We start from the raw sequence: 20,492 nt of genomic DNA, 5'->3' as shown, positions 1-20,492 counted from the left end.
TATCATAATCATAGGAAACTTGCGCTTTCGCATCCGACAAGACCAGTGCAAACTTTTCATCAGAATTAACTTCTTTGTTTTCCTAATCGTGTTTAATGTATTTAGTGATAGTATCGATTAATTCCTCCATGTTAATCGGCTTGGAAATATGGTCATTCATGCCTGAATCCAGGGATTCCTGAATATCATCTACAAAAGCATTTGCAGACAAAGCTATAATTGGAATCGTAACTGCATCGGACCGCTCTATACCCAAGGCTCGAATGGCTTTTGTTGCTTGGTATCCATCCATGTTTGGCATCATAATATCCATCAAAATAAGATCGTATGTGTCTCGTGGATGATTTTTAAACAATTCCACAACTTCTTTTCCGTCTGATGCGCGTGTTACGGTCATATCAGCATCTTCCAGTATTATCGTAGCAAGTTCAGCATTTAGATCATTATCCTCAGCCATAAGAACATGAATACCCGTCAAATCTCTATGTGGAGGTTGTTTTTGTTTTGATTGAATAACTTGTTCTGTCAACTCCAGTGGAATCTCCACAGTGAATGTAGTACCTACACCTTTTTTGCTCTCAACAGCAATTGAACCGCCCATCATATCTATATGTTTTTTTGTGATGGCCATGCCAAGACCGGTTCCCTTATATTGGGTTCTGGCATTAGCATCATCTTCTTGTGAAAACGGCTTGAATAATTCTTTCTGGAACTCTTCACTCATGCCAATACCATTATCTTGAACAACATAACGAATTATGATATGTTTCTCATCCGTTCCGGGGTAACTGCTGATATCCAAAGTAATCTTTCCACCGTCCTTTGTGAATTTCACAGCATTGCCAAGAAGATTCACCAAAACTTCTCGAATACGCGTAACATCCGCAAGGACATATGGGTTCTTTGGTCTTTCTCGATGTACTTCAAACTTAAGATCTCGGTTATAAAGAAGTCCATTCATAATCGCCTGGACGTTATCTGTCAATTGAGTAATGTCCACTGGCTCAGGCGAAATGATATCTTTTCCGCTTTCAATGCGACTGAAATCCAAAACGTCATTCAACAAAGAGAGAAGATGATTCGAACTTTTTTGAACTTTCTCCAAGCTATCATGAATATCTGAAACCGTGTTCTGGTGAAGCGCAATGTTTGTAAATCCAATAATGGCATTCATCGGCGTTCTGATGTCATGGCTAATATTAAGCAAAAACGCAGATTTTGCTTTGTTGGCAGCATCTGCTTTCTCAGCGGCGTTCATTAATAATTGTTTTTGTTTTTGCTCTTCTGCCTTGCTTTTCTGGTAAACATAATAGGTATATAGACAAATTAAAAGCAATACAGCTCCTGCGACTAAACCGCAGATGATGGAAATATGATTCGTCTCTTCAACCATTCCATAAGCTGATTGCATATCCATTTCAATGCAAAATGCGCCAATGATTTCTCCTGTCCCATCATGATTTGCTCTTACAGGATAGCAAGCCGTAAAAATCGGCCCCCATGTTGTATCAATGATATCCTGAGAGTACACATTCTCCCCAGAAATAGCCCTATCAATATACGGAACCATTTCTTCCTCAATATAATCTCCAGGGTGTCTTACATCATCCGCATCCGAATCCAAACCATCTACCACATAAACGAGTTTTCCTTCTTCATTTTTTGTAGCGGTGTAAATATATCGAGTAGAATTCAGTGTTCTGATTTCATTGAAATATGAAGAAATATCCTTATATATTTGCTTCTTTTCATCAAATTTATCTTTGATTTGATCAAAATCTTCTTTGCCGATTCTTCCATCCACAAGTTTGTGTACTGCATCTGCACTCGCTGTATCGCGCGCAATTTCTGTTTCAAGGGCAGTCTTAGTGTAAGAACTTTGCAGGATAAATGTGTACAGTGCTATTACAAAAATTATCAAAAGCCCCATAAGCACAAGGATACTACCTGTATTCTTCAGTCTAAGGAATTTCTTTTTCTTCAAATTAACTCCTTCTTTTGTTTTCTTCATGCTGCTCATTCACATCCTCTAAATTCTAATTTTCCAATTTAACAAATTCCGATTTTCTTGATTCTACAAACTTGAATTTATAACTCTGTTCTATACTGGTTCAATCTTGATATCGATATAGTCACCTTCATCAACATTATAAACATGTTTCCCTAATATCGAGAGAACAGCTCGTATGTCTTCAATATCTTCGCTGGCAAACTCTACATATGAATTTATTGTATCAGATGTGTTTTCGTCTACATAATCATCGTGCAGATATACATAAAACTTATCTAAAATATCTTCAAGCGGGTACTGGGATATCACTGGCTCCGAAGGAGAATTTTCGCCCAAATCCGGCTCTGCTTCAAAAACTATTGAGGTTACAAAGATTTCCTTTGGAGAATTTGAGGGATCATCCATATTAACCATGACGATATCGTTATCCGTGCCTACATCCTCAATATCTCTATAATACTTTCTTCCCTCATAGTTCAGTATTAAATAATCTTCGAGCATTTCTCCTGCTCCATATTCCCAGCCCTCGACCTGTTTTAGCTTTTCAGCTAAAGCATTATCATCCAACTGCTCTAATCCGAGATAATCATCACTCTCTGACCCAGTTTCATATGTTTTATATATTTTCTCATCTACTATTTCGTAATCTGCCGTTTTATATTTCTCCGCCTCATAAAACCTTATATTTTTCATCTTAATCCCTCACACAACTTCCGATTGAACTTTCCATCAATTTAATTGCTTCATCAACGGATACACATGTAGCAAATCTCTTTGGCCACATCATATCATTGTAATATTTATATGTTTCTTCTCCAGTCATATAGTCGTTATCAAATGTTGAATTTGCCCCTTGTGGAACAATTACTTTATATCCTCTCTCAAAAGCAGATTTCACAGTTGCATCTATACAGAAGTTTGTCTGTAGTCCCACTATCATTAATGTATTATCATCTTTAACATAATCCGTAAAATCTTTATTTCCAAAACAACTATTGATATTTTTTATAAATATCTTTTCCCCTTCCCTGGGAATCACTTGTTCTGCAATTTCAAAGTCTTCATCACCGATTGAAAACCCCGTTCCTGGTCCATCATCATGTTGAAAATAGATAACCTCTATTTGATTATCTCTAGCTGCTTTTATAATTCTTATAGTATCATCAATAAACGCTTCTAAATTAAAAAGTCTACTATCTGTTATTCCTTTTTGTATATCTATCACAAGTAATTTCATTCGTTTCTCCTTTACACATAAAAATTCCGATTTCTCAGTTTCAAAAACTGGAAGTTATCGAGTTCTTTTACAACTTTCCACCTAAAACAGGAAATAATCCAAACTTATTCAAGCATCTCTATAAGAGACTTCAATGCTTCTTGTCCATCATCGCTTCCAAGTATTGAGTAGGAATCTTCATATTCATCATCTGTAGCGACAACTTGGAAAAACGGTTTTATTGTGACTCCTTTTATAATATATTCATATATTTTCTTTAAATCTTTAGTAAAACCATGCTTCTTTATAAATCTATTAAATTCCCTATTATAATCTGAATCACGAGGTTCTTCATATTCCTCTATAAATGCATCCACAGATTTTAATATATCAGCATTACAGAAATCATCTATATATCCTCTCTGTACCGCAACAATATTCATGAACTCATTTATATTGCGGGCTAGGATTCCACATTCGCCCTCTGTACCGATATATCCGATCATTTCATCATCTAACACTACCCATAATCCACCTAAGCCGTCACGTGCAAACGGTTTAATATTCTTATAACTGGATTCTCCCGATCCCATAAGATCTTCAAACCACGAATCATCCTCCTCAAGATCCTTAACCCATGCCTCATCATAGATTTCAATATCACAATCGAAAAATGCATCTTTCAAGTCTTCATCATTATATATTTCTTCCAGAAAGTCTTGGACATCCTTCGGTAAATCAGTATTATTGAATTTTTCATGCCCATCTAATATATATGCAAACTCCTTATTATTTACAGATATCTCAATATCACTATACAGTTTCTTAAGATCCGTTCTCGTAGCTTCGACAACTCTTGCATCCGCAATATCATTGATTCGCATTTCTTCCATGTGTTTTCTCAGCAAAACATCTCTGACTATCGCATAATTAATCATGTCATAGCTATAATGTTTAAATATCTTTGTATAAATGTTTTTCCCCTTTTCTACTATTCTTACGACATATCCATTTTCATCCACTTCGACAAAAACCTTACCATCCTCAGGATTTTCAACATTAATGTATTCTGCTTCTATTTTATCTGCATTTGTATAATCGTGATAAAGCTTATTGACCTGTATAGGCACCCTTTCTTTTATACTATCTATTGCATCAAATCTATAGATAGTCTTTGCTTTTTCAAATAAATCTGACAGATCGGGATATTCCTTTGACAAAACATCCATATTTCTCGCAAGTGGCAATGCGCTGTTAGATTTAATACTGATTGCATAATCAACAAGCTCATTGAACAGCTTAATCGTTTCTTCCCTTCTATGCATGCTTTGCGAAATCAATGCAATCGAGTAATAATAGCCCATGATATCCGGTATAAAATCTGTGTTTTTAAAAGGATATTTCATATCCTGTAATGTATCCAGAACTACATCGACAATTGCATCATCCTCAGCGAACACCGCCATTTTCTTAAAATCTGACATAGCGCCCGGTACACGAGCATAAGACGCTAACTTTTTAACAAGCTTCCATACAGGTTCCTTCATTTCTTCAGAAGCATGTTCCATCAATGGCAATGTCATCTTCTTATGGCTATAATTCTTTATTTCATCAGCGCTTGGAGTATTTTTCTTCATTTCTTTCCCTCACAAATTCCGATTTCTCAGTTTCAAAAACAGGAATTTTCACACTTCGTCAACTAATGTTTTTTCTTCTCTATAAAGCAAGGTCACAACAAATGCAATAATTATCAAAATATGTAATACAATATGATATACATCAGGAACATATCTTCCATCCACATTTATTAATTGAATGCATTCTGAAAAATAGGCAATCTTCTTGTCCATTTCTCCCATAAATCCTCTTCCAAATAAAGTATACCATTCATGACTTAAGAACTGAGTGACAAACCACCCTGCCAACCATATCAAATGTATATTCCTTCCAACATTTTTTGTAACTAACATTAAAACGAATGTAATTGTCGGAATAAGCATAAATAGCCATTCTTCCTCAAATGCACCTGTTACCAAGTATTTGTCTCCAATCTTCAATCCTATCATTGAAAGAAAATACCACAGTAAAAGAATTATATTTACAATTATTAAATGTGTTTTTTTCATAAATCATATCTCCTAGACAATTCTTAAAATTCCGATTTATCAACGTGTAACATAATTAAATCATATTAGAAATGGGATAAACTATGTACTTTTCTTCAAAATAATATAGTTATTTTTCCGTATGATACTTATATCCCCTCAATTTCTTTTTTACTCCAATTAATATAAGATAGTCACGATAACAATCACGACAATCCATCCTACCTTTTCCATTTTATGTGAACAAAACAATCTCCACACCATCGGTCTTCTAATGCTCATTTTATCATATACTGTTCAAGCATAGTCGGTGCGATATCCATGGCTACAAAAAACTCTTCTGGCAACGTGCAAAGCTCTTGGCTTATAAAATCTTCCGCATCAATATACTTATGATCATTTTCCGGATCATAACATTTCTCATGATTTGCAAAAATAACTATTCCCTCAAAACTCTTCTCAATCTCATAAACAGCATCTCCCGGTACATCATAATTTAGGATAGTGACATGTAATCTATCCTTTGCATCAAGACTGTCGGCAATATAAAATTCATCACAAAATGGCAACTTATTCTCGACAGCAAAATCAATTGTATGCTGGAGATATTCCCTTAAAATCTCTCTGTCCAGCTTATACTTAAAGCCCGAAAAAAAATTTTTCATTTTATTAAATAAACCCATATATCAAATCTGTCCCTTCATATAATTTGCTCATAATACTGGTTATACACTTAAATAATCTTTATATTCTTTATCTAAAAGTTTCTTAAATTCTTTATAATCATCCCATTTAAATGTAAAGCCACATCTTCTTCACTCAAATCTGTACCTTTTTTATTATATTGTATGCAATATCCCAATTCCATCCTTTGAATATTTCCGTTTCAAAACTCTTCGTCTTCATCGATTTCTTCATCTGGTTGAATCTCACAAACAAATTCAATATTTCTTTTACCGAATACATCTGTCAGATAAGTAATCTCTTCTTCATTCATTGTAAAAAATGACCATTCATTCTCGCTGACAGTTATTTTCTCCTGTTCTGTTGTCGTTACCTCCAAAGTGATAACGTTCATGCTTCCCTTCACTGTTTCAAACAGTCTTGTCAATCGTACCTTTGCCAGATCCAGTGCAGTCAGCTTTCCACCATATACAGATACAAGAAAGTTCTTTGTCAAATATATCCTAAAATCATTAAACCAGAGAGCTTCCGGCTGATTACATTCTTCGTCAATCTGCTCTGCCAATGGATGTCTGTATTTTTTAATCGCACGCACCTGGGTTAATACCATCGAAATTCCAATCAATATTAAGATGCCTCCGATATCCAGATTCACAAAATATCCTTCCTTGAGTATTTTTCCATAGGTAAGCTTCGTCATACATATATAAATAAATTTGTAATTGATATACTCACTTATTATTTTTTTTACGTTCTCGTCAGTCACAACTTTCGTCATGCCTTCCACTCTTGCCGTACCATTCTCTTCAACTCTCTGCTTCAAATCTGCAAACTGTTCCGGTTGCATCCCTACAATATAGCTTTCCTCTGCCGTTGTTACAAGGTAATATCCTTCATATTTATTTTCTGCCAGTTTCTCCGGTACCTGGATAATATCAATATATGCTGTCTGATTCGCAGGATTGGCTTCTTCCTGTAATACCTGTTCAAATGGTCGAACACAATCCATCTTTCTCTTTGTCTGAATCAATCCAAATGCCACCAAAAATATTCCTATCAATAAGAGAATCATTCCGATCGTCCGCCACATTTGATTGAATTTGTATTCTTCTTTTATATGCTTATTCGTATATTTCATGTCATGTATTCTCCTACACTTGATTTTTCTCTCACACATAAATGCTCTAACGCTGTTTTATTATAAAATTGTCTGATTTGTTCCCTACAAACTGAAATTTTCGAGTGTGTCGCTAAATTAGATTTTTTCATCAATTATCATTACTAAAATACTCATTTCTAAGTATGGAATAATAAACTTCATCCACAATACCTTGATTACAGGTTCCCGACTGCCTAATTATTCCTTCTTTTTTCATTCCCATTTTCTGCATTACACTTCCTGAGTTTGGATTACCTGCAGCATGCTTTGCATATACACGTTTGACTTTTACTTCTTCAAAAAAGAATTTTACCAATGCCCTTCCTGCTTCTGCAGTTATACCTTTTCCCCACCATCTGCTTCCAATACCATACCCGAGCTCCACACTTTCTGTTGCCTCATCGAGACTTACTACTGATATATCTCCAACCAGTTCATGCGAATCTTTTAACTCAATTGTCCAAAAATAGAAATCCTGCTTATCATACGATTCTATCCAATCAATTAGTAATTGCTTTGTCTCGTCGACATTTTTATGCGGTTGCCAACTTAAAAACTTTGTTACATCTTTTTCTGTTACCCAGTTTTTAAACATGATTTCTGCATCATCTAATACATGTCGTTTAAGAACTAATCTATCTGTTTCTATTCTAATTGTGCCCTTATGTTCCATACGCATCCTCCACCATCAAGAAAATTCCGATTTTCCAGTTTCCAAAAAGGATTTTTCAAATTAGTCTTTGCAAATAACCTTTGAACCTTCACCATCAATTACAATTCCCTGATGGTTGTTAATAGGGCATAGATTCAAATCCGAAAACTCAGTCATTATTTTCTCGGTAACTTTCTTAAATGGTGCTGTAAGATAATGCGGAAGAACATAGAAATCAATCAAATCAAGCCCTGCATCATCTTCTTGTGAGTAGTCCTCCGGCTTTTCATCCATTTGCTCGATATATTGGATGCTTGGAGCGCATATAATTGCGCCTGCCGACTCGCCGATCATCAATTTTCCATTTGCCAATTCCTTTTTTAGCAACCCATCAGTTCTTGTTTTACGGAGTTGGTCCATAAGAAAGAAAGAATTTCCGCCGGTAAAATATATTACATCTGCATCTTCAAAAACAGACTGTATCGTTGAATAAGCCTCCGTTGAAATATCAATTTCAGTTACGATTGCTCCCAACTTTTTGAATAATTTTCGAGCCGAGCCGACATAACCGGTGTAGCCTTCACGCAACGAAGCTGTTGGAATAAATGCGACTTTCTTATTTTCAATTTCTTCCTTTATCAGACTTCCTACACTTGAAAAGTGCGAACATAAAAATAGTTTCATCAATATTCTCCTTTATAAATCCCGATTTCTCAGTTTCAAAAACTGAAGTTTATTTACTTTTCTTCACAACCGGATTCTTAGAAAACATATCTTTTATTCATAATCCAATTATAAACACTCCGAAAAGTGACCATATAATAAACCCTGTCATATTGTTTCTCCTTACAAATCGAATTAAAAGCCACCATAATGAGACAATGTCTCTGTTGCAAATTCTGTACCAACTCTCATAGCCTCGTAAATATCACCAATTAACATATGAGAACACACAAAGCCTGCATGGTAGCTATCTCCGCAACCAGTAGTATCAACTATTTCTAAAGCTTCATCAGCCGGGACAAAATACTTTTCACCATTATAATATGTAACACTTCCTTTATCAGCTAAAGATGCATTAAATAGTCCTTTATACTTCTTGGAAAATGCTTCAAATATCGGAAGAATTGATTCCTCTCCACTAATCAGGAAATAATCTATATATGGTGCATATTTTTCCATCTCCTTAAAATTACGATATTCTACAAAATCCACAGCCAATCTGAAGTTATTATTCTTTTTTAAATCTATAATTTGTTCAAAACAGCCTGCCCAGAAATGTATAAATACAACCTCTGATTTTTTTATAAAGTCCAATTCGTCTTGATTCAATATCATTTTATCAACAATATCACCCGTCCATGAATCATCTTTGTAATATCTGTCACCGTCAGCCGTAAGATATGTACGATTATTTGCAGTTACTTTATCCTCTTCAACTCTTACATGGCTTACATCTATTCTCTTATCAGAAACAGAATCCATAATAAATTTTGCGTAGGAATCCTGTCCAACCGCACCCAATATTGAAACATTAAACTCCTCAAATTTTGATGCATGAACTGCAAAATTAAGGGCTTCACCACCTGCACGCAATTCATCTGTTCCATCAAAAACATCTACACAGAGGCACGGAAGTGCCACTAAATTTATCATTCTTGTACCTCCCTAAATTCCGATTTCTCAGTTTCAAAAACTGAAATTTGTGGGTGAGATTGAATATCTCTTTAATACTCAATTCCTTTTCGTCTTTACGCAAATGATGACTGCTACAATAATCATTGGAATCATACTGATAATACCAATATATGCTGGACCTAGAATTGCCATATTGGAATAATCAGGTTTTACCAGATATGCAAAAATAGTAAATGCATTGGTAGCACCATGCATAAGAGATGGCAACCAGATGGTCTCTGTCTTTTCATATACATAATCAAATAATATCCCCATCATAATAGTAGCGACACAGAACACAATCGGACCAAGTACCGGTGCGCCAATATATTCTTTACCATACTCATATCCAGCCAAAATCATAATCGGCCAATGCCAAGCCCCCCAAATAGTACCACCTACAATTCGACCCTTAGTAACACCCAGCTTCTTCTTCAAATATGGATACAGCGCACCTCTCCAACCAACCTCTTCGCCTAATGCGACAAACATATTCAGAAATGGTGCAATTGTCACAGCTTGAACAGACGTAATCAGCAGATACATTGGTATCGTGATACCCTGTGCCTCGAACTGTTCCAACGCTCCCGCTTCCTCTAAAAGACCTCTTAACGTCATAAATTCAGAGTCAAATGTATCCGGGAAAATCACAAAAAACAAGACCCCTCCAAGGATACTTAATAACGCCGGCATCCAAAGGGCAAAGAATACATAACGAAGTTTCCCTTTTAAATGTGGTACCCATCCCATACCTTTTAGTGGGATTCTGGCTATCAGTACTCCAAGAAATGGCATAAACATGGTAATCATCAAGATAACAGCAAACACCATCTGATTTCCATTATTGCTAAAAATACTTGCTATCATTTCTAAAATCCAGGCCAACCCAAATGCGACTGCCATGTATATCACAAATTGTTTCTTACTCAAATTAATTGTTTCCATTATGCATCCACCTCTTTTCTATATACTTCCAAACTCCAGATTCTCCTCCTGCAGGTAGGGCAAGTTAGCTTTCGTGTCTTTGGCGTATGATTTCCAAAGAATGCTTCTAATTTCTTTGGCTGAAATCTGGTATGGCATTCCGGACAGAGATACTCTACCCGCTTGTACCAATAGCCAAACATAATTGCTACACAAATAGGAATCACTGCCATGGCCACAAAAAATGGCAACCAGATTCCTTTTAATATACCAATCACAAAAGTAACAATTTCGACAATTTCTAACGGAATTGCTATGATCAGCATTTTTTTGTACATTTTCTTTCGCTTTTCTTTTTCCTCCATAATCGATGATATGTCATGAATTGTTTTTTGCGACCCATCCTTGAAAGAAGCCAAAGAACTTCTTATGCCTTTAATATTTTCTAATTGTTTCGTTTTTTTCTTGACATCCGCCTGAATATTTTTTTCTTGCTCATCAAGCAAAAGTTCGATTACCTTTTTTGACTCTTCGGATTCCAATATTTCAGCAATATCTTTTATAGAGATATCCAAATCTCTTAAAAAGCAAATCGTTTCCAATGTGGCAACATCCTCTTCGGAGAACAGTCTTCGTCCCCCTTCCGTCAAATCTGTTGGCACCAAAATACCTCTTTCATCATAGTATTGAATCGTTCTTACTGAAACGTTGCACTTCTTTGCAAGCTCTCCTGTTGTGTATAATGACATATCCTGCCTCCTTTCAAGGCCCATATTAGTATATAACGCTGCGTGACAAGCAATATATCACGCTGCGTTATTTTTTATTTTTTACGCAAATAATTAATTTCTCATATCAACCAGACAGTGAGAGAAATTCCGATTTTCACGTTAGGTTTCATCCAAATATATTTCTATTTTGCTGAATACCTTATCTTTACAGAAATCAAACTCAGGAGTCTTTTTAATATAGCTGAATATATCTTCTTCAATATCCTCATTCCATATAGTTCGTTGAAAATCTTTATTTTCTTCCGTTGGAATATATAACACATCCACATGAATTTGATAATACTCTTCCTCATCATTAGGAAATTGTCTAACCAAAGAAAAGTTAAACATAGGTTTTCCTGTAAAAGAATAGGTTCCTGTTTCAAATAAAATCATATCTTCTTTAAGTGGCATATTACACATCTCTTCGAACACGCTTACTATGTGTTCCAGGCTAGAATTATCTGAAATGCTATTTTGCAAATATCCTAATAAACTTTCCTTTGATATCTTCTTAAATCTATCAAATAATCCCATTTGAACCCTCCTGTAATTTGTACTTATAGGCTCAGCATAAGCCCCAATATCATATGTAATATATTATTACAACAAAACCATAACCCATGTTGTAATATCGTTCTGATTCCATAAAAGACTAAATAACCGCCTTGCCTATTTCCTCAGCATCTGCATCAGCAAATAATATAAATTCTTTGATGATTTCATCATATGTATATTGTCTTTTATGTGATTTTTTCATCGAATGTATTATATACTGATTATCTTCAGTGATTTTAACACGAACATAATGATTATTTTTCCAAAAAGATACTCGGCTTCTATATTTCGTATTTTTCTTCCATGCAGCATTTTCTTTTCGCTCATTAGGCGTCAGCGAAGATAAAGGACTGTTGACCAATATCATTTTGCGTTCTTATACGAAAGCAAAATATGGCTTGGCGCAAACAATATTGCTGCGATAAGCAACAGAATTGATCTGCTCATAATTCCACTAAACAAGAACAAAACTGAGGGAATAACAGATAGCGCCAGTGCTCTGAATATGCTGCTCTTCTTAAAGCAAATTATCCAAATTGCACAATACAACACTACTAATATCGCGTCCACAATAAGGTATATGGCAAATGCTTCGTCAGACCACCACCCGAACCATGTTCCAGGAATGTTAATTATCATAAAACCAAAGCAGCCAAACCTTCCTATCTGTTCTGCAACCTCAACAAATTTATTGCTCCATTTGTTTTGAAATCCCTCTTTGCATCTAACTGCAAAAATAATATTGGGTATCATAATAACTGCAATCATTATCAGTCCGAATATATTTAACCAGTCCATAACTTTCTCCATAAATTCACATCACCACATGCCCTTTTCTGGACGCGCCACTGAATTTTATCTGATATTATCATAAAATCTCTGCAACACGATCGCCAACTCTTCCGGAGCTTCTATGTTTGCTTCATGACCTGTTTTCGCAAGTTCATGGAAACAGGCGTTGTTCAAATATTGGCAAAGTTCTTTTGAAGTTTTTTTGTTTGCAGTGTCCTTTTCCCCACAAATGAGCAATACCGGACAAGACACCTTATTCAGGGAGTCACTGAAATCCAATTCAGCCATCGTCCTGCACAGGCTGATAACATCCGCTTTTTTGAAACCCATTTTACTGAATGCCGAATTCGGCATAAGATGAAACAACATATTCTGAACTTTCAATAATTTTTGAGGCATTTTATACTGTGCTGCAATTAATACGAGCGACTTTACTTTATCTGGGTGGTCTATCGCATAATTAAGTGCCAAAACAGCGCCTAGAGAAAGCCCACATAAGACAATTTCATCGTTCACCTTGTCACATTCTGATGAGAATGCCGAATATAATTCCTTATATGTAGCAGATTTTCCTTCTAACATCTCTGCCAAACTTAATTTGACACTACTTTCCGATACCTTCGTTTCTTTTATTACGCTATTCCAACTGTCTGGTTTTTGTCCTAGTCCATGCAAATACAAATACTTCATATATTGTCACTCCTCCTCATGTGGGGACGTTCCTTCTCAATAGAATTCCAGCCTGTGCTCCACCAGCTCACTTCCCTCATATACGAGCTTGAGTGAGAAAAATCTCTTCTCCCCTTCAAGTAGCATTTTCAGGAATATCGCATCCCCGCTCCACGTCGGAAGTGTTGGCACAATCTCTTTATCTATCCATTGAAGATCACCCTCATCGCATATCTGAACTTCCCCATCAAATCCATCTGCGGTGAACAGGCACATAAGCTCATTCTCACACTCATTGCTGATAAATGTCACCAGCCCTCTGAATCTATACGATGTAAGCGTAAGTCCCGTCTCCTCCTTTATCTCCCTGAGAAGGCAGTCTTCAGGACTCTCACCCTCCTCGGCATGTCCACCTACACCGATCCATTTGCCTTTATTAATGTCCTTCTCCTTCTTTGTCCTGTGGAGCATCAGGTATCTTCCATCTTTCTCTATGTAACAAAGTGTTGTCATCTTCATATTAACCTCCCAGGAACGTCCCTACTTATTCACTATGTATATTCCTGCGCACACCAAAACCAGCGACACCAGGCTTACCGGGCCAAGTGCCTGCGCACCCTCGCGGAGCAGCCATGCCGACAGTATCACGCCGAACACCGGATTCATAAATCCAAATACTGCAACTCTGGATATGGGATTGTACTTGAGCAGCATTCCCCACAGAGAATATGCCACCGCCGATACAAGAGCCAGATATATAAGCATCAAAACTCCTTCAGTGGATACAGTACTGAGTCTGCCTCCCATAACAAAACCGGCAGCCGACAGAATCATTCCGCCAAATATAAACTGGTAGCCACTGAGCATGACCGGATTGTGTTTTGCCGAATATCTCTTCAAAAATACCGATGAGAACGCATAAGCCACTGTCGACAGAAATATCGCACCCTCTCCTGACAGGCTCATCTGAAAGTTCATTCCGTTCATATTTATGAGGACAACTCCCGCAAATCCAACCAGACAGCCAAGCATCTTCTTCGCAGTTACATTTTCCTGATGGAATATGAATCCTGACACTATGATGGCAACGAATACATTTACTGCCTCTATGATCGAGGCCTTGACTCCGCTTGTGTGCGCGAGACCTATATAAAAGAACAGGTATTGTATGACTGTCTGCAGCATAGCAAGCCACACTATTTTGCCGGCGCAGCCCTTCTCCGGCTTTATGAACTTTCCTTCCAGCAGACTTCCAAATATCACGGCAAGGATTCCCGCCAGCACGAATCGCATACCGGCGAACAGTATCTGTGCCGACGTATCCGCACTCTCTATATTCCACAGTCCATAACCTATCTTTATACAAGGAAACGCACTTCCCCACAACAGGCAGCACAGCATGGCACCGAACCACACAACACTGGTCTTCTGCATCCATTTGTCGTTTATCTCTATCTTTTTCATATTTACTTCTCTCTCGTGTCTTTTATATCATAGACTAACAACATTATATACGATTATAACTGCCAGTCTATATTCTTTGCATTCTCAGCAAGCAGCAACCTGGTCGCAAGCTCTTCATCATCCAGTTCTACATAGTCACCATTTGCATAATATCTCCACTCGGCTGTCATCTTTTTCCCTGTAAAGTTCGTCTCCCTTATGACCCAGAACTGTTTTGGAGACAATCTCTCCTGATTATTTTTCATCAACGTATAGCACTCTGTGTACTTGCAATTCTTTACTAGTTCCTTGACATCCATAAATGTCTCACGATTCTGAACCTGACATATAAGCAGACTGCAATTCTTCTTTGGTTTTCTCTGTACCCTCTCAATGGATATATCAAACCATGAACACAGTATCATATATATCAATATGTATACAAACAAATATGCTATGGAAAATACGACATCACCTTTATCGCCAATAATCTTGTATAGGAACCATTTATTAAAATAGAACAGGATCACGCCAGTCAGAAATGAACATAAGATCAGATCTGTGAACCACTGGCCGGCTATGATCAGCCCATGTGTGTTACGTGAATCTGATAAAAAGCGCAGTATCCATAGAATCAACAGTGTGCCAACCGCCAACACAAGAGCCGCTATGCCAAGATGCACACCTGAGTCAAATATCCAATGCCAGTTAAGCGGCAATTTTATATGTTTTATATCTTGCAAGAGGTACTGCACATCAGGATTCCACACCGTATTGCCCCAATATATGAATCCCCATACTGCACCTATCACAAATAACAAAATCTCCTTTTTCCATCTTCCCCTCATAATGTACCTCCATTCTTAAGCATCTTTTATTGTATATATATGGAAAGTATATTTTTATACACGAAAAAAGTCAATTTTCTTTCCCCATTGGCGCGACTTGTTTTTGGCAAATATTTCTTCAATTATCTCCTCGTATATGATATGCTCTAGTTAGTTTATGCTAACCATATAGATTATTTACAAGGGGGATTACATGGAACAGAAAGAAAAAATTAAATACCAAAGGAACTGCCTGCTGGGCGCGCTCGGCGCAGCGCTCCTGATCGTGGGGGATCTGTGTATCAGCATAGTACCCGCATCACCCGCGGACAAAGGACTTTATGTGAGGGGGGCATATCTGAACGGGGATTTCCAGCTGTGGAGAGTGGCTCTGCTGCTTGTGACAGGTCTTGTCGGTATGTTCTTCTATGCATTTGGCATAGACGCCATATCGGAGCAGATACTTCCCAAGTACCGCAAGACGAGGGCACTCGTCAAATACGCAGGGCTCATGTATGTCGCGTCCGCCGCAACACTGCATTTTCTCGTGGGAACACTCGCTTACTGGGTAACCTATCTGTCTGAACACATTGGAAGAGAACAGGCCATCGCATATGTTGACGACTACTACAATCTGCTCTTTCCAGCCGTCAGCATAGTGTACATACCTACGGCACTGCTCATGCTCACAAGTCTTATATCGCTGCTGGCAGGCAGAACTGTCATGAAGAGGAGCATGATCGTATTTCACATCATCACATGGCAGCTTATATTTGTGCTCATTCCTGACATCAGACAGGCCATGGGCGCCGACATATCCACACTGGATTATGTATTCAGTCAGGCATCAGGAAACACCGCCTGCCTCATCTGGCTAGTTGCCAGCTTTGTATATTCTAAAAGAAACAGCAATTAACAACCGTCTCCAAACTAATTCAAACATATAAAAAGTTCCATGCATCTGCACCGTGCAGACACATGGAACTTTCTTATTACTCTATATTAACTTCAACCTACAGCATACCCTCTTTTATGATATCGTGGTCTCTCAGTACCTTTTCAATCACCGTGCCCTGGATCTTCTTAAGTATAGGTCTCTTGAGCTTGTTCAAAGGTCCAAGATTTATCTCAAGCGGAGATTTGCCATCCATGAGCTTCACGCTGCTGTCCAGCAGTTCACGGATATCGTACACACTTCCCCACACCTCAGGAACACCTCTGTCCACGCCGAGAAGTCCATACACAGCCTCCATGGCTGTTCTGACAGAATACTCTGTGGTGAACACTGTGTCACGAGGAGTGTCGGCGAACTGTCCGAGGAATGCAAAGTTGGTGCATCCATCCGGAATTACGTCTGGTCTGTCGCCCTTTGCCCTTGGCATGAAGAATGCGGTGATATATGGCATCATAGTTGGCACACAGACTGCGCTGTTTGTGGCCAGTTCCTCGATCTCATCTTCTGGCACTCCCAGATGATAGAGCCACTCCTCCGTGATCTCCTTACCGGTACAATCCTTCATAGGCTTCTTGATATAATCGCCCGGAACATCTGTGAACAGGCCATATACCCATACACACACCTTATCCTTGTCCTGGGTCTTGAACTGTCCCTGTCTGTTGATGGTCCAACTCATCAGCCAGCTTGAATCCTGACAGCTCACGATACCACCCGTGACAACCTTTCCTGTTCTCGGATCACGCTTGCAGATATCCACGATGTATGGGATGATCTTGTCGTCAAGCGTTGTTACTGTGGCCGACTCCCAGTTTGTCTTAGATATATCAGAACAGAACTTCTCAGGATGGCCAAATGAAGGATCCTGTGCAGCTATGTTCTTCCACAGGCTCCAGCAGCCGCTTGTTCTCACCTCTGCGTCACCATTTGGCGCATGATTCTGATCACCGTAGATAGTTCCCTCCGTGCAGCTTCCATTTGTGACAAATACAAGATCGTTCTCAGTGAGCGGGATCCCCTTCTCAGTTCCGTTTACCCTGCACTCGATGGTCTTTGCTATCTTCTTGCCGTCTCTCATGTCAAATATGACATTTGTGACCTCCGTGTTGTACTGGAATGTCACGCCCGCCGCCTCAAGATACTTCACCATCGGAAGGATCAGCGACTCATACTGGTTGTACTTCGTGAACTTGAGGGCCGAGAAATCCGGAAGTCCTGAGATGTGATGTATGAATCTCTGGAAGTAAAGTTTCATCTCCAGCGCACTGTGCCAGTTCTCAAATGCGAACATCGTCCTCCAGTACAGCCAGAATGTTGAATCAAATACCTCATCGTCAAATACATCCTCTATCGTCTTGTCATACAGATCCTCATCCTTTGTCATGAAGAGCTTCATGATTTCCATACAGCCCTTCTGGCTCAGATTGAATTTGCCATCTGTGTGGGCATCCTTGCCTCTGTTCACTGTTGCTCTGCAAAGTGAGTAATTTGGATCCTCCTTGTTCAGCCAGTAATACTCGTCAAGAACCGATGCCCCTGGTGTCTCTATGGAAGGTATACTTCTGAACAGATCCCACAGGCACTCGAAATGGTTCTCCATCTCACGTCCACCTCTCATGACGTAGCCTCTGGCAGGATCAAATATTCCATCGCACGCACCGCCCGCTATATCCATGGCCTCAAGAATATGGATATGTGAGCCCGGCATCTGTCCGTCACGTACAAGGAAGCAAGCTGCTGCCAGTGATGCAAGACCACTTCCCACTATATATGCGTTCTTGTCATCCACACCCTCTGGCTTTCTCGGTCTGGCAAATGCCTCGTAGTTACCATTTGTATAATAGATTCCCTTACTGTTCTTCTCATGCTTTCCGCGCTCCGTATTGCGGTACTCAGCATGTTCAGCCGCAGCCTTATCCTTCTGAACTTTTGCCTTATTATGATTTTTAACTGTGAGAGCTGCTGCTCCTGCGCCGGCTGCTGCCACCGCTGCTATCCCGATTCCCAATTTCTTCTTTGACATAAGCAATTCTCCTTTCAGTTTGCCGTCTATATCCATCTCATGCCCCTATAATAGCTTGCCCAATTTTTATTTCATATTTACAAAAAAAGTGGAATGATAAAATTTTTATCATTCCACCCGTTTTGTATAACTCTATATTGCATATGTACTCTAGCGATACCTTCTATCGCCGCCCTTCTGCCTGTAATATGCCGCCTTGTTCTCGTACATTCTCTCATCTGCAGCCTTTACTATCTCGTCAAATGACTCCCAGTCCTTCTCATCACTTGACACATAGCCACATGATATCGATACGGATTTCACCAGCTGTCCAGACCATCCACGCACAACGTCATCAAACTCCTGCTGCACTCTCTTCAGCCTTCTGGTATTTACAAAGATGATGGCTGCAAATTCATCACCGCCCATCCTGTACACCTTACCATAGTTTCCAAAACACTGCTCCATACACTCGGCAGCACCCTGAAGCAGTTCATCTCCAGCCGCATGTCCCAGGGTATCATTCACTGGCTTAAGCCCATTTACATCCATGGACACATACACATATACAGAATCTCCCGGCAGCTCCCTGACATCATCTATATATGCGCTCCTGTTATAACATTTTGTGAGCTCATCTGTATAAGACCTTCTTATCAGCTTCTGCTCCCGTTTCTTATCTTCATCTATGTTTCTGGTGGTAAATATGACTTTTAAAGGACGTCCGTCCTCGTCAACATCTATCGATATAAATGACAGTCTGAACCATCCAAGATCCTTCACCATGAACTCACCTGATACAATCTTTTTCTTGATCAGCCTGTCCCCAAGACTATCAAGATCCATGAATTTCTGGGCACTTGCCTGATGTTCATCCACAACCACCTTATGAACGATCTTCCTCATAAGTTCCTTCGCCCCTGCTGCCCGCTCACCAGCCCTCAATATCAGGTCTCCTGCGGTATAGAGTGCAAATGTATCATGTTGAAGATCAAGCATATGCATGCTGTAATACATCCCCGACATGGATGTCAATATTGACAGCTGTTCATTTCTCTCCCGGTTCGCATGTATCACCTTCATCACCATGCTTACCACCAGGCCGGCGGCAAAACACAGATACAGTGCCATGATAACCATGATTGCCATATTACTCCGGCTATTCACATCCATTCTATATATGACCCCGATCACATACTCTCCGGATCTTCGGAATACACATCTGTTTCTAAATCCATTAATCCTTCTTATGCCTGTAAAACTGTCTTCATCGTCCGGCAACATATCATCAGTCACCGAAATGCCGATCTCATCAAGAGTAAGCCCTACTACCGGTTCATATGAACATCCATATATTTCTCCCGATTCGCCATCTGCCACTACAACACTCAGACCATCATACATAGGCATATTGGCAACCACCGTGGATATCTCATTCTGTTTTACTTCATTCAGAAGTCTTCTCGGCTCGATTCCAACCTGTATCATCTTGGTTCCATCATCGTTCCATGTTATTGCATACATCATCTTCTTACCATTTGATGTGTTCGGAGTGACATCCTGACACATGGTGAGATTCTTGTCATCAAGCATCGGCTTGAAATACGCCATCTGCTCCCCGGAATCAAAGCTATATCCAAAATATTCGGGATTGGTACCAGCATATATCACGCCATCCGTATTAAACAAATGCACCTCATCAACAGATATAAGTGCAGCAATCTTGCGGAGCTCATCCACATCATTTGCCACCTCAGGCTTTGCATCAACTATATACGCCACAGCCTTAGCCCTGACCATATAATCTTCCTTGAGGGAGTCTATCAAATCTTCCTCACTTGCCTTATTCTTCTCAATTACATTGCTGACCTGATCCAGCAGCACCTGCGAGGTCCTGTCAAAACTCCTGTTATTGATAAAGCTCAGTATGACCGCCTGGATGACCATAGCAACCAGCACAATTCCCCCTGTTATCAGTATTATCCCCGGCAATCTCTTTTTCATATCTGATGTTCGATTCATAAGCGCTCTCCCCGCGTATCCCGCAG

The 20,492-nt window shown here is 39.0% G+C and carries 22 protein-coding genes; 1 reads left to right on the top strand and 21 read right to left on the bottom strand.

From position 1 onward, the window contains the following. Positions 1-82 precede the first annotated feature (82 nt). From OCV54_RS08610 to OCV54_RS08520, 19 genes are all read right to left on the bottom strand, one after another. Positions 83-2,020, bottom strand: a complete 1,938-nt coding sequence (locus tag OCV54_RS08610; RefSeq protein ID WP_242859645.1) for an ATP-binding response regulator — start codon at positions 2,018-2,020, stop codon at positions 83-85. A gap of 81 nt (positions 2,021-2,101) precedes the next feature. Next, positions 2,102-2,704 (bottom strand): hypothetical protein, encoded by a 603-nt coding sequence (locus OCV54_RS08605; RefSeq protein WP_117874910.1) that lies wholly within the window; start codon positions 2,702-2,704, stop codon positions 2,102-2,104. Position 2,705: 1 nt separating this feature from the next. After that, complete coding sequence (locus OCV54_RS08600; RefSeq protein WP_055223574.1) at positions 2,706-3,248, bottom strand: cysteine hydrolase family protein; 543 nt, start codon at positions 3,246-3,248, stop codon at positions 2,706-2,708. Between the two features lie 104 nt (positions 3,249-3,352). Beyond that, positions 3,353-4,864: an SMI1/KNR4 family protein gene (locus OCV54_RS08595; RefSeq protein ID WP_055223572.1), complete on the bottom strand. Its 1,512-nt coding sequence runs from the start codon at positions 4,862-4,864 to the stop codon at positions 3,353-3,355. A gap of 48 nt (positions 4,865-4,912) precedes the next feature. Further along, positions 4,913-5,353 carry a hypothetical protein gene (locus tag OCV54_RS08590; protein ID WP_015534084.1) on the bottom strand — a complete coding sequence of 147 codons (441 nt, stop codon included), beginning with the start codon at positions 5,351-5,353 and terminating at the stop codon, positions 4,913-4,915. 257 nt (positions 5,354-5,610) lie between these two features. Then, a complete protein-coding gene (locus tag OCV54_RS08585; protein ID WP_015534085.1) occupies positions 5,611-6,015 on the bottom strand; it encodes a hypothetical protein in 405 nt (134 codons plus the stop codon). A gap of 203 nt (positions 6,016-6,218) precedes the next feature. Beyond that, the gene (locus tag OCV54_RS08580; protein ID WP_055145659.1) at positions 6,219-7,154 is read right to left on the bottom strand and encodes a hypothetical protein; all 936 of its coding nucleotides are present in this window, start codon (positions 7,152-7,154) and stop codon (positions 6,219-6,221) included. Positions 7,155-7,284: 130 nt separating this feature from the next. Further along, entirely contained in the window at positions 7,285-7,848 is a 564-nt protein-coding gene (locus tag OCV54_RS08575; protein ID WP_015534086.1) for a GNAT family N-acetyltransferase, read from the bottom strand. A 60-nt stretch (positions 7,849-7,908) separates the two neighbouring features. After that, the gene (locus tag OCV54_RS08570; RefSeq protein ID WP_015534087.1) at positions 7,909-8,511 is read right to left on the bottom strand and encodes a Type 1 glutamine amidotransferase-like domain-containing protein; all 603 of its coding nucleotides are present in this window, start codon (positions 8,509-8,511) and stop codon (positions 7,909-7,911) included. Between the two features lie 174 nt (positions 8,512-8,685). Then, the gene (locus OCV54_RS08565) at positions 8,686-9,483 is read right to left on the bottom strand and encodes a PfkB family carbohydrate kinase (RefSeq protein WP_022215831.1); all 798 of its coding nucleotides are present in this window, start codon (positions 9,481-9,483) and stop codon (positions 8,686-8,688) included. A gap of 78 nt (positions 9,484-9,561) precedes the next feature. After that, the gene (locus tag OCV54_RS08560) at positions 9,562-10,449 is read right to left on the bottom strand and encodes a CPBP family intramembrane glutamic endopeptidase (RefSeq protein WP_015534094.1); all 888 of its coding nucleotides are present in this window, start codon (positions 10,447-10,449) and stop codon (positions 9,562-9,564) included. Beyond that, positions 10,449-11,177: a MerR family transcriptional regulator gene (locus OCV54_RS08555; protein WP_055223570.1), complete on the bottom strand. Its 729-nt coding sequence runs from the start codon at positions 11,175-11,177 to the stop codon at positions 10,449-10,451. The genes OCV54_RS08560 and OCV54_RS08555 overlap by 1 nt, the downstream gene beginning before the upstream one ends. Positions 11,178-11,318: 141 nt before the next feature. Further along, entirely contained in the window at positions 11,319-11,735 is a 417-nt protein-coding gene (locus tag OCV54_RS08550) for a hypothetical protein (RefSeq protein ID WP_022216316.1), read from the bottom strand. Between the two features lie 118 nt (positions 11,736-11,853). Beyond that, positions 11,854-12,123 (bottom strand): hypothetical protein, encoded by a 270-nt coding sequence (locus OCV54_RS08545; protein ID WP_022216317.1) that lies wholly within the window; start codon positions 12,121-12,123, stop codon positions 11,854-11,856. Then, positions 12,120-12,566, bottom strand: coding sequence for a hypothetical protein (locus OCV54_RS08540; protein WP_004853452.1), 447 nt, complete (start codon positions 12,564-12,566; stop codon positions 12,120-12,122). The genes OCV54_RS08545 and OCV54_RS08540 overlap by 4 nt, the downstream gene beginning before the upstream one ends. Before the next feature lie 45 nt (positions 12,567-12,611). Next, the gene (locus tag OCV54_RS08535; RefSeq protein WP_055223568.1) at positions 12,612-13,238 is read right to left on the bottom strand and encodes an alpha/beta hydrolase; all 627 of its coding nucleotides are present in this window, start codon (positions 13,236-13,238) and stop codon (positions 12,612-12,614) included. Between the two features lie 36 nt (positions 13,239-13,274). After that, positions 13,275-13,736 carry an NUDIX hydrolase gene (locus OCV54_RS08530; RefSeq protein ID WP_055223566.1) on the bottom strand — a complete coding sequence of 154 codons (462 nt, stop codon included), beginning with the start codon at positions 13,734-13,736 and terminating at the stop codon, positions 13,275-13,277. A 21-nt stretch (positions 13,737-13,757) separates the two neighbouring features. Beyond that, entirely contained in the window at positions 13,758-14,681 is a 924-nt protein-coding gene (locus tag OCV54_RS08525; protein ID WP_055223564.1) for a DMT family transporter, read from the bottom strand. A gap of 53 nt (positions 14,682-14,734) precedes the next feature. Next, a complete protein-coding gene (locus OCV54_RS08520; RefSeq protein WP_004851542.1) occupies positions 14,735-15,508 on the bottom strand; it encodes a hypothetical protein in 774 nt (257 codons plus the stop codon). A 193-nt stretch (positions 15,509-15,701) separates the two neighbouring features. On the opposite strand from OCV54_RS08520, the gene OCV54_RS08515 reads away from it, so the two are divergent. Next, positions 15,702-16,403 (top strand): DUF6796 family protein, encoded by a 702-nt coding sequence (locus OCV54_RS08515; RefSeq protein WP_004851544.1) that lies wholly within the window; start codon positions 15,702-15,704, stop codon positions 16,401-16,403. 97 nt (positions 16,404-16,500) lie between these two features. Here OCV54_RS08515 and OCV54_RS08510 read toward each other — a convergent pair whose 3' ends face one another. Beyond that, a complete protein-coding gene (locus OCV54_RS08510) occupies positions 16,501-18,465 on the bottom strand; it encodes an oleate hydratase (RefSeq protein WP_055223562.1) in 1,965 nt (654 codons plus the stop codon). A 150-nt stretch (positions 18,466-18,615) separates the two neighbouring features. Next, positions 18,616-20,466, bottom strand: a complete 1,851-nt coding sequence (locus OCV54_RS08505; RefSeq protein WP_055223560.1) for a GGDEF domain-containing protein — start codon at positions 20,464-20,466, stop codon at positions 18,616-18,618. Positions 20,467-20,492 lie beyond the last annotated feature (26 nt).

Origin of the sequence: Coprococcus aceti (assembly GCF_025567285.1) — a bacterium.
GTDB lineage: Bacteria > Bacillota > Clostridia > Lachnospirales > Lachnospiraceae > Coprococcus > Coprococcus aceti.
Note: the sequence above shows the minus strand (reverse complement) of the source record. Positions and strands in the feature narration are given on the sequence as shown.

Coding starts and splice junctions, on each gene's coding strand:
- OCV54_RS08590 (WP_015534084.1), bottom strand. CDS start 5,353: ATGAAAAAAACACATTTAATAATTGTAAATATAATTCTTTTACTGTGG.
- OCV54_RS08600 (WP_055223574.1), bottom strand. CDS start 3,248: ATGAAATTACTTGTGATAGATATACAAAAAGGAATAACAGATAGTAGA.
- OCV54_RS08515 (WP_004851544.1), top strand. CDS start 15,702: ATGGAACAGAAAGAAAAAATTAAATACCAAAGGAACTGCCTGCTGGGC.
- OCV54_RS08550 (WP_022216316.1), bottom strand. CDS start 11,735: ATGGGATTATTTGATAGATTTAAGAAGATATCAAAGGAAAGTTTATTA.
- OCV54_RS08520 (WP_004851542.1), bottom strand. CDS start 15,508: ATGAGGGGAAGATGGAAAAAGGAGATTTTGTTATTTGTGATAGGTGCA.
- OCV54_RS08540 (WP_004853452.1), bottom strand. CDS start 12,566: ATGGAGAAAGTTATGGACTGGTTAAATATATTCGGACTGATAATGATT.
- OCV54_RS08525 (WP_055223564.1), bottom strand. CDS start 14,681: ATGAAAAAGATAGAGATAAACGACAAATGGATGCAGAAGACCAGTGTT.
- OCV54_RS08580 (WP_055145659.1), bottom strand. CDS start 7,154: ATGAAATATACGAATAAGCATATAAAAGAAGAATACAAATTCAATCAA.
- OCV54_RS08530 (WP_055223566.1), bottom strand. CDS start 13,736: ATGAAGATGACAACACTTTGTTACATAGAGAAAGATGGAAGATACCTG.
- OCV54_RS08565 (WP_022215831.1), bottom strand. CDS start 9,483: ATGATAAATTTAGTGGCACTTCCGTGCCTCTGTGTAGATGTTTTTGAT.
- OCV54_RS08605 (WP_117874910.1), bottom strand. CDS start 2,704: ATGAAAAATATAAGGTTTTATGAGGCGGAGAAATATAAAACGGCAGAT.
- OCV54_RS08545 (WP_022216317.1), bottom strand. CDS start 12,123: ATGATATTGGTCAACAGTCCTTTATCTTCGCTGACGCCTAATGAGCGA.
- OCV54_RS08610 (WP_242859645.1), bottom strand. CDS start 2,020: ATGAGCAGCATGAAGAAAACAAAAGAAGGAGTTAATTTGAAGAAAAAG.
- OCV54_RS08575 (WP_015534086.1), bottom strand. CDS start 7,848: ATGGAACATAAGGGCACAATTAGAATAGAAACAGATAGATTAGTTCTT.
- OCV54_RS08560 (WP_015534094.1), bottom strand. CDS start 10,449: ATGGAAACAATTAATTTGAGTAAGAAACAATTTGTGATATACATGGCA.
- OCV54_RS08510 (WP_055223562.1), bottom strand. CDS start 18,465: ATGTCAAAGAAGAAATTGGGAATCGGGATAGCAGCGGTGGCAGCAGCC.
- OCV54_RS08535 (WP_055223568.1), bottom strand. CDS start 13,238: ATGAAGTATTTGTATTTGCATGGACTAGGACAAAAACCAGACAGTTGG.
- OCV54_RS08585 (WP_015534085.1), bottom strand. CDS start 6,015: ATGGGTTTATTTAATAAAATGAAAAATTTTTTTTCGGGCTTTAAGTAT.
- OCV54_RS08595 (WP_055223572.1), bottom strand. CDS start 4,864: ATGAAGAAAAATACTCCAAGCGCTGATGAAATAAAGAATTATAGCCAT.
- OCV54_RS08570 (WP_015534087.1), bottom strand. CDS start 8,511: ATGAAACTATTTTTATGTTCGCACTTTTCAAGTGTAGGAAGTCTGATA.
- OCV54_RS08505 (WP_055223560.1), bottom strand. CDS start 20,466: ATGAATCGAACATCAGATATGAAAAAGAGATTGCCGGGGATAATACTG.
- OCV54_RS08555 (WP_055223570.1), bottom strand. CDS start 11,177: ATGTCATTATACACAACAGGAGAGCTTGCAAAGAAGTGCAACGTTTCA.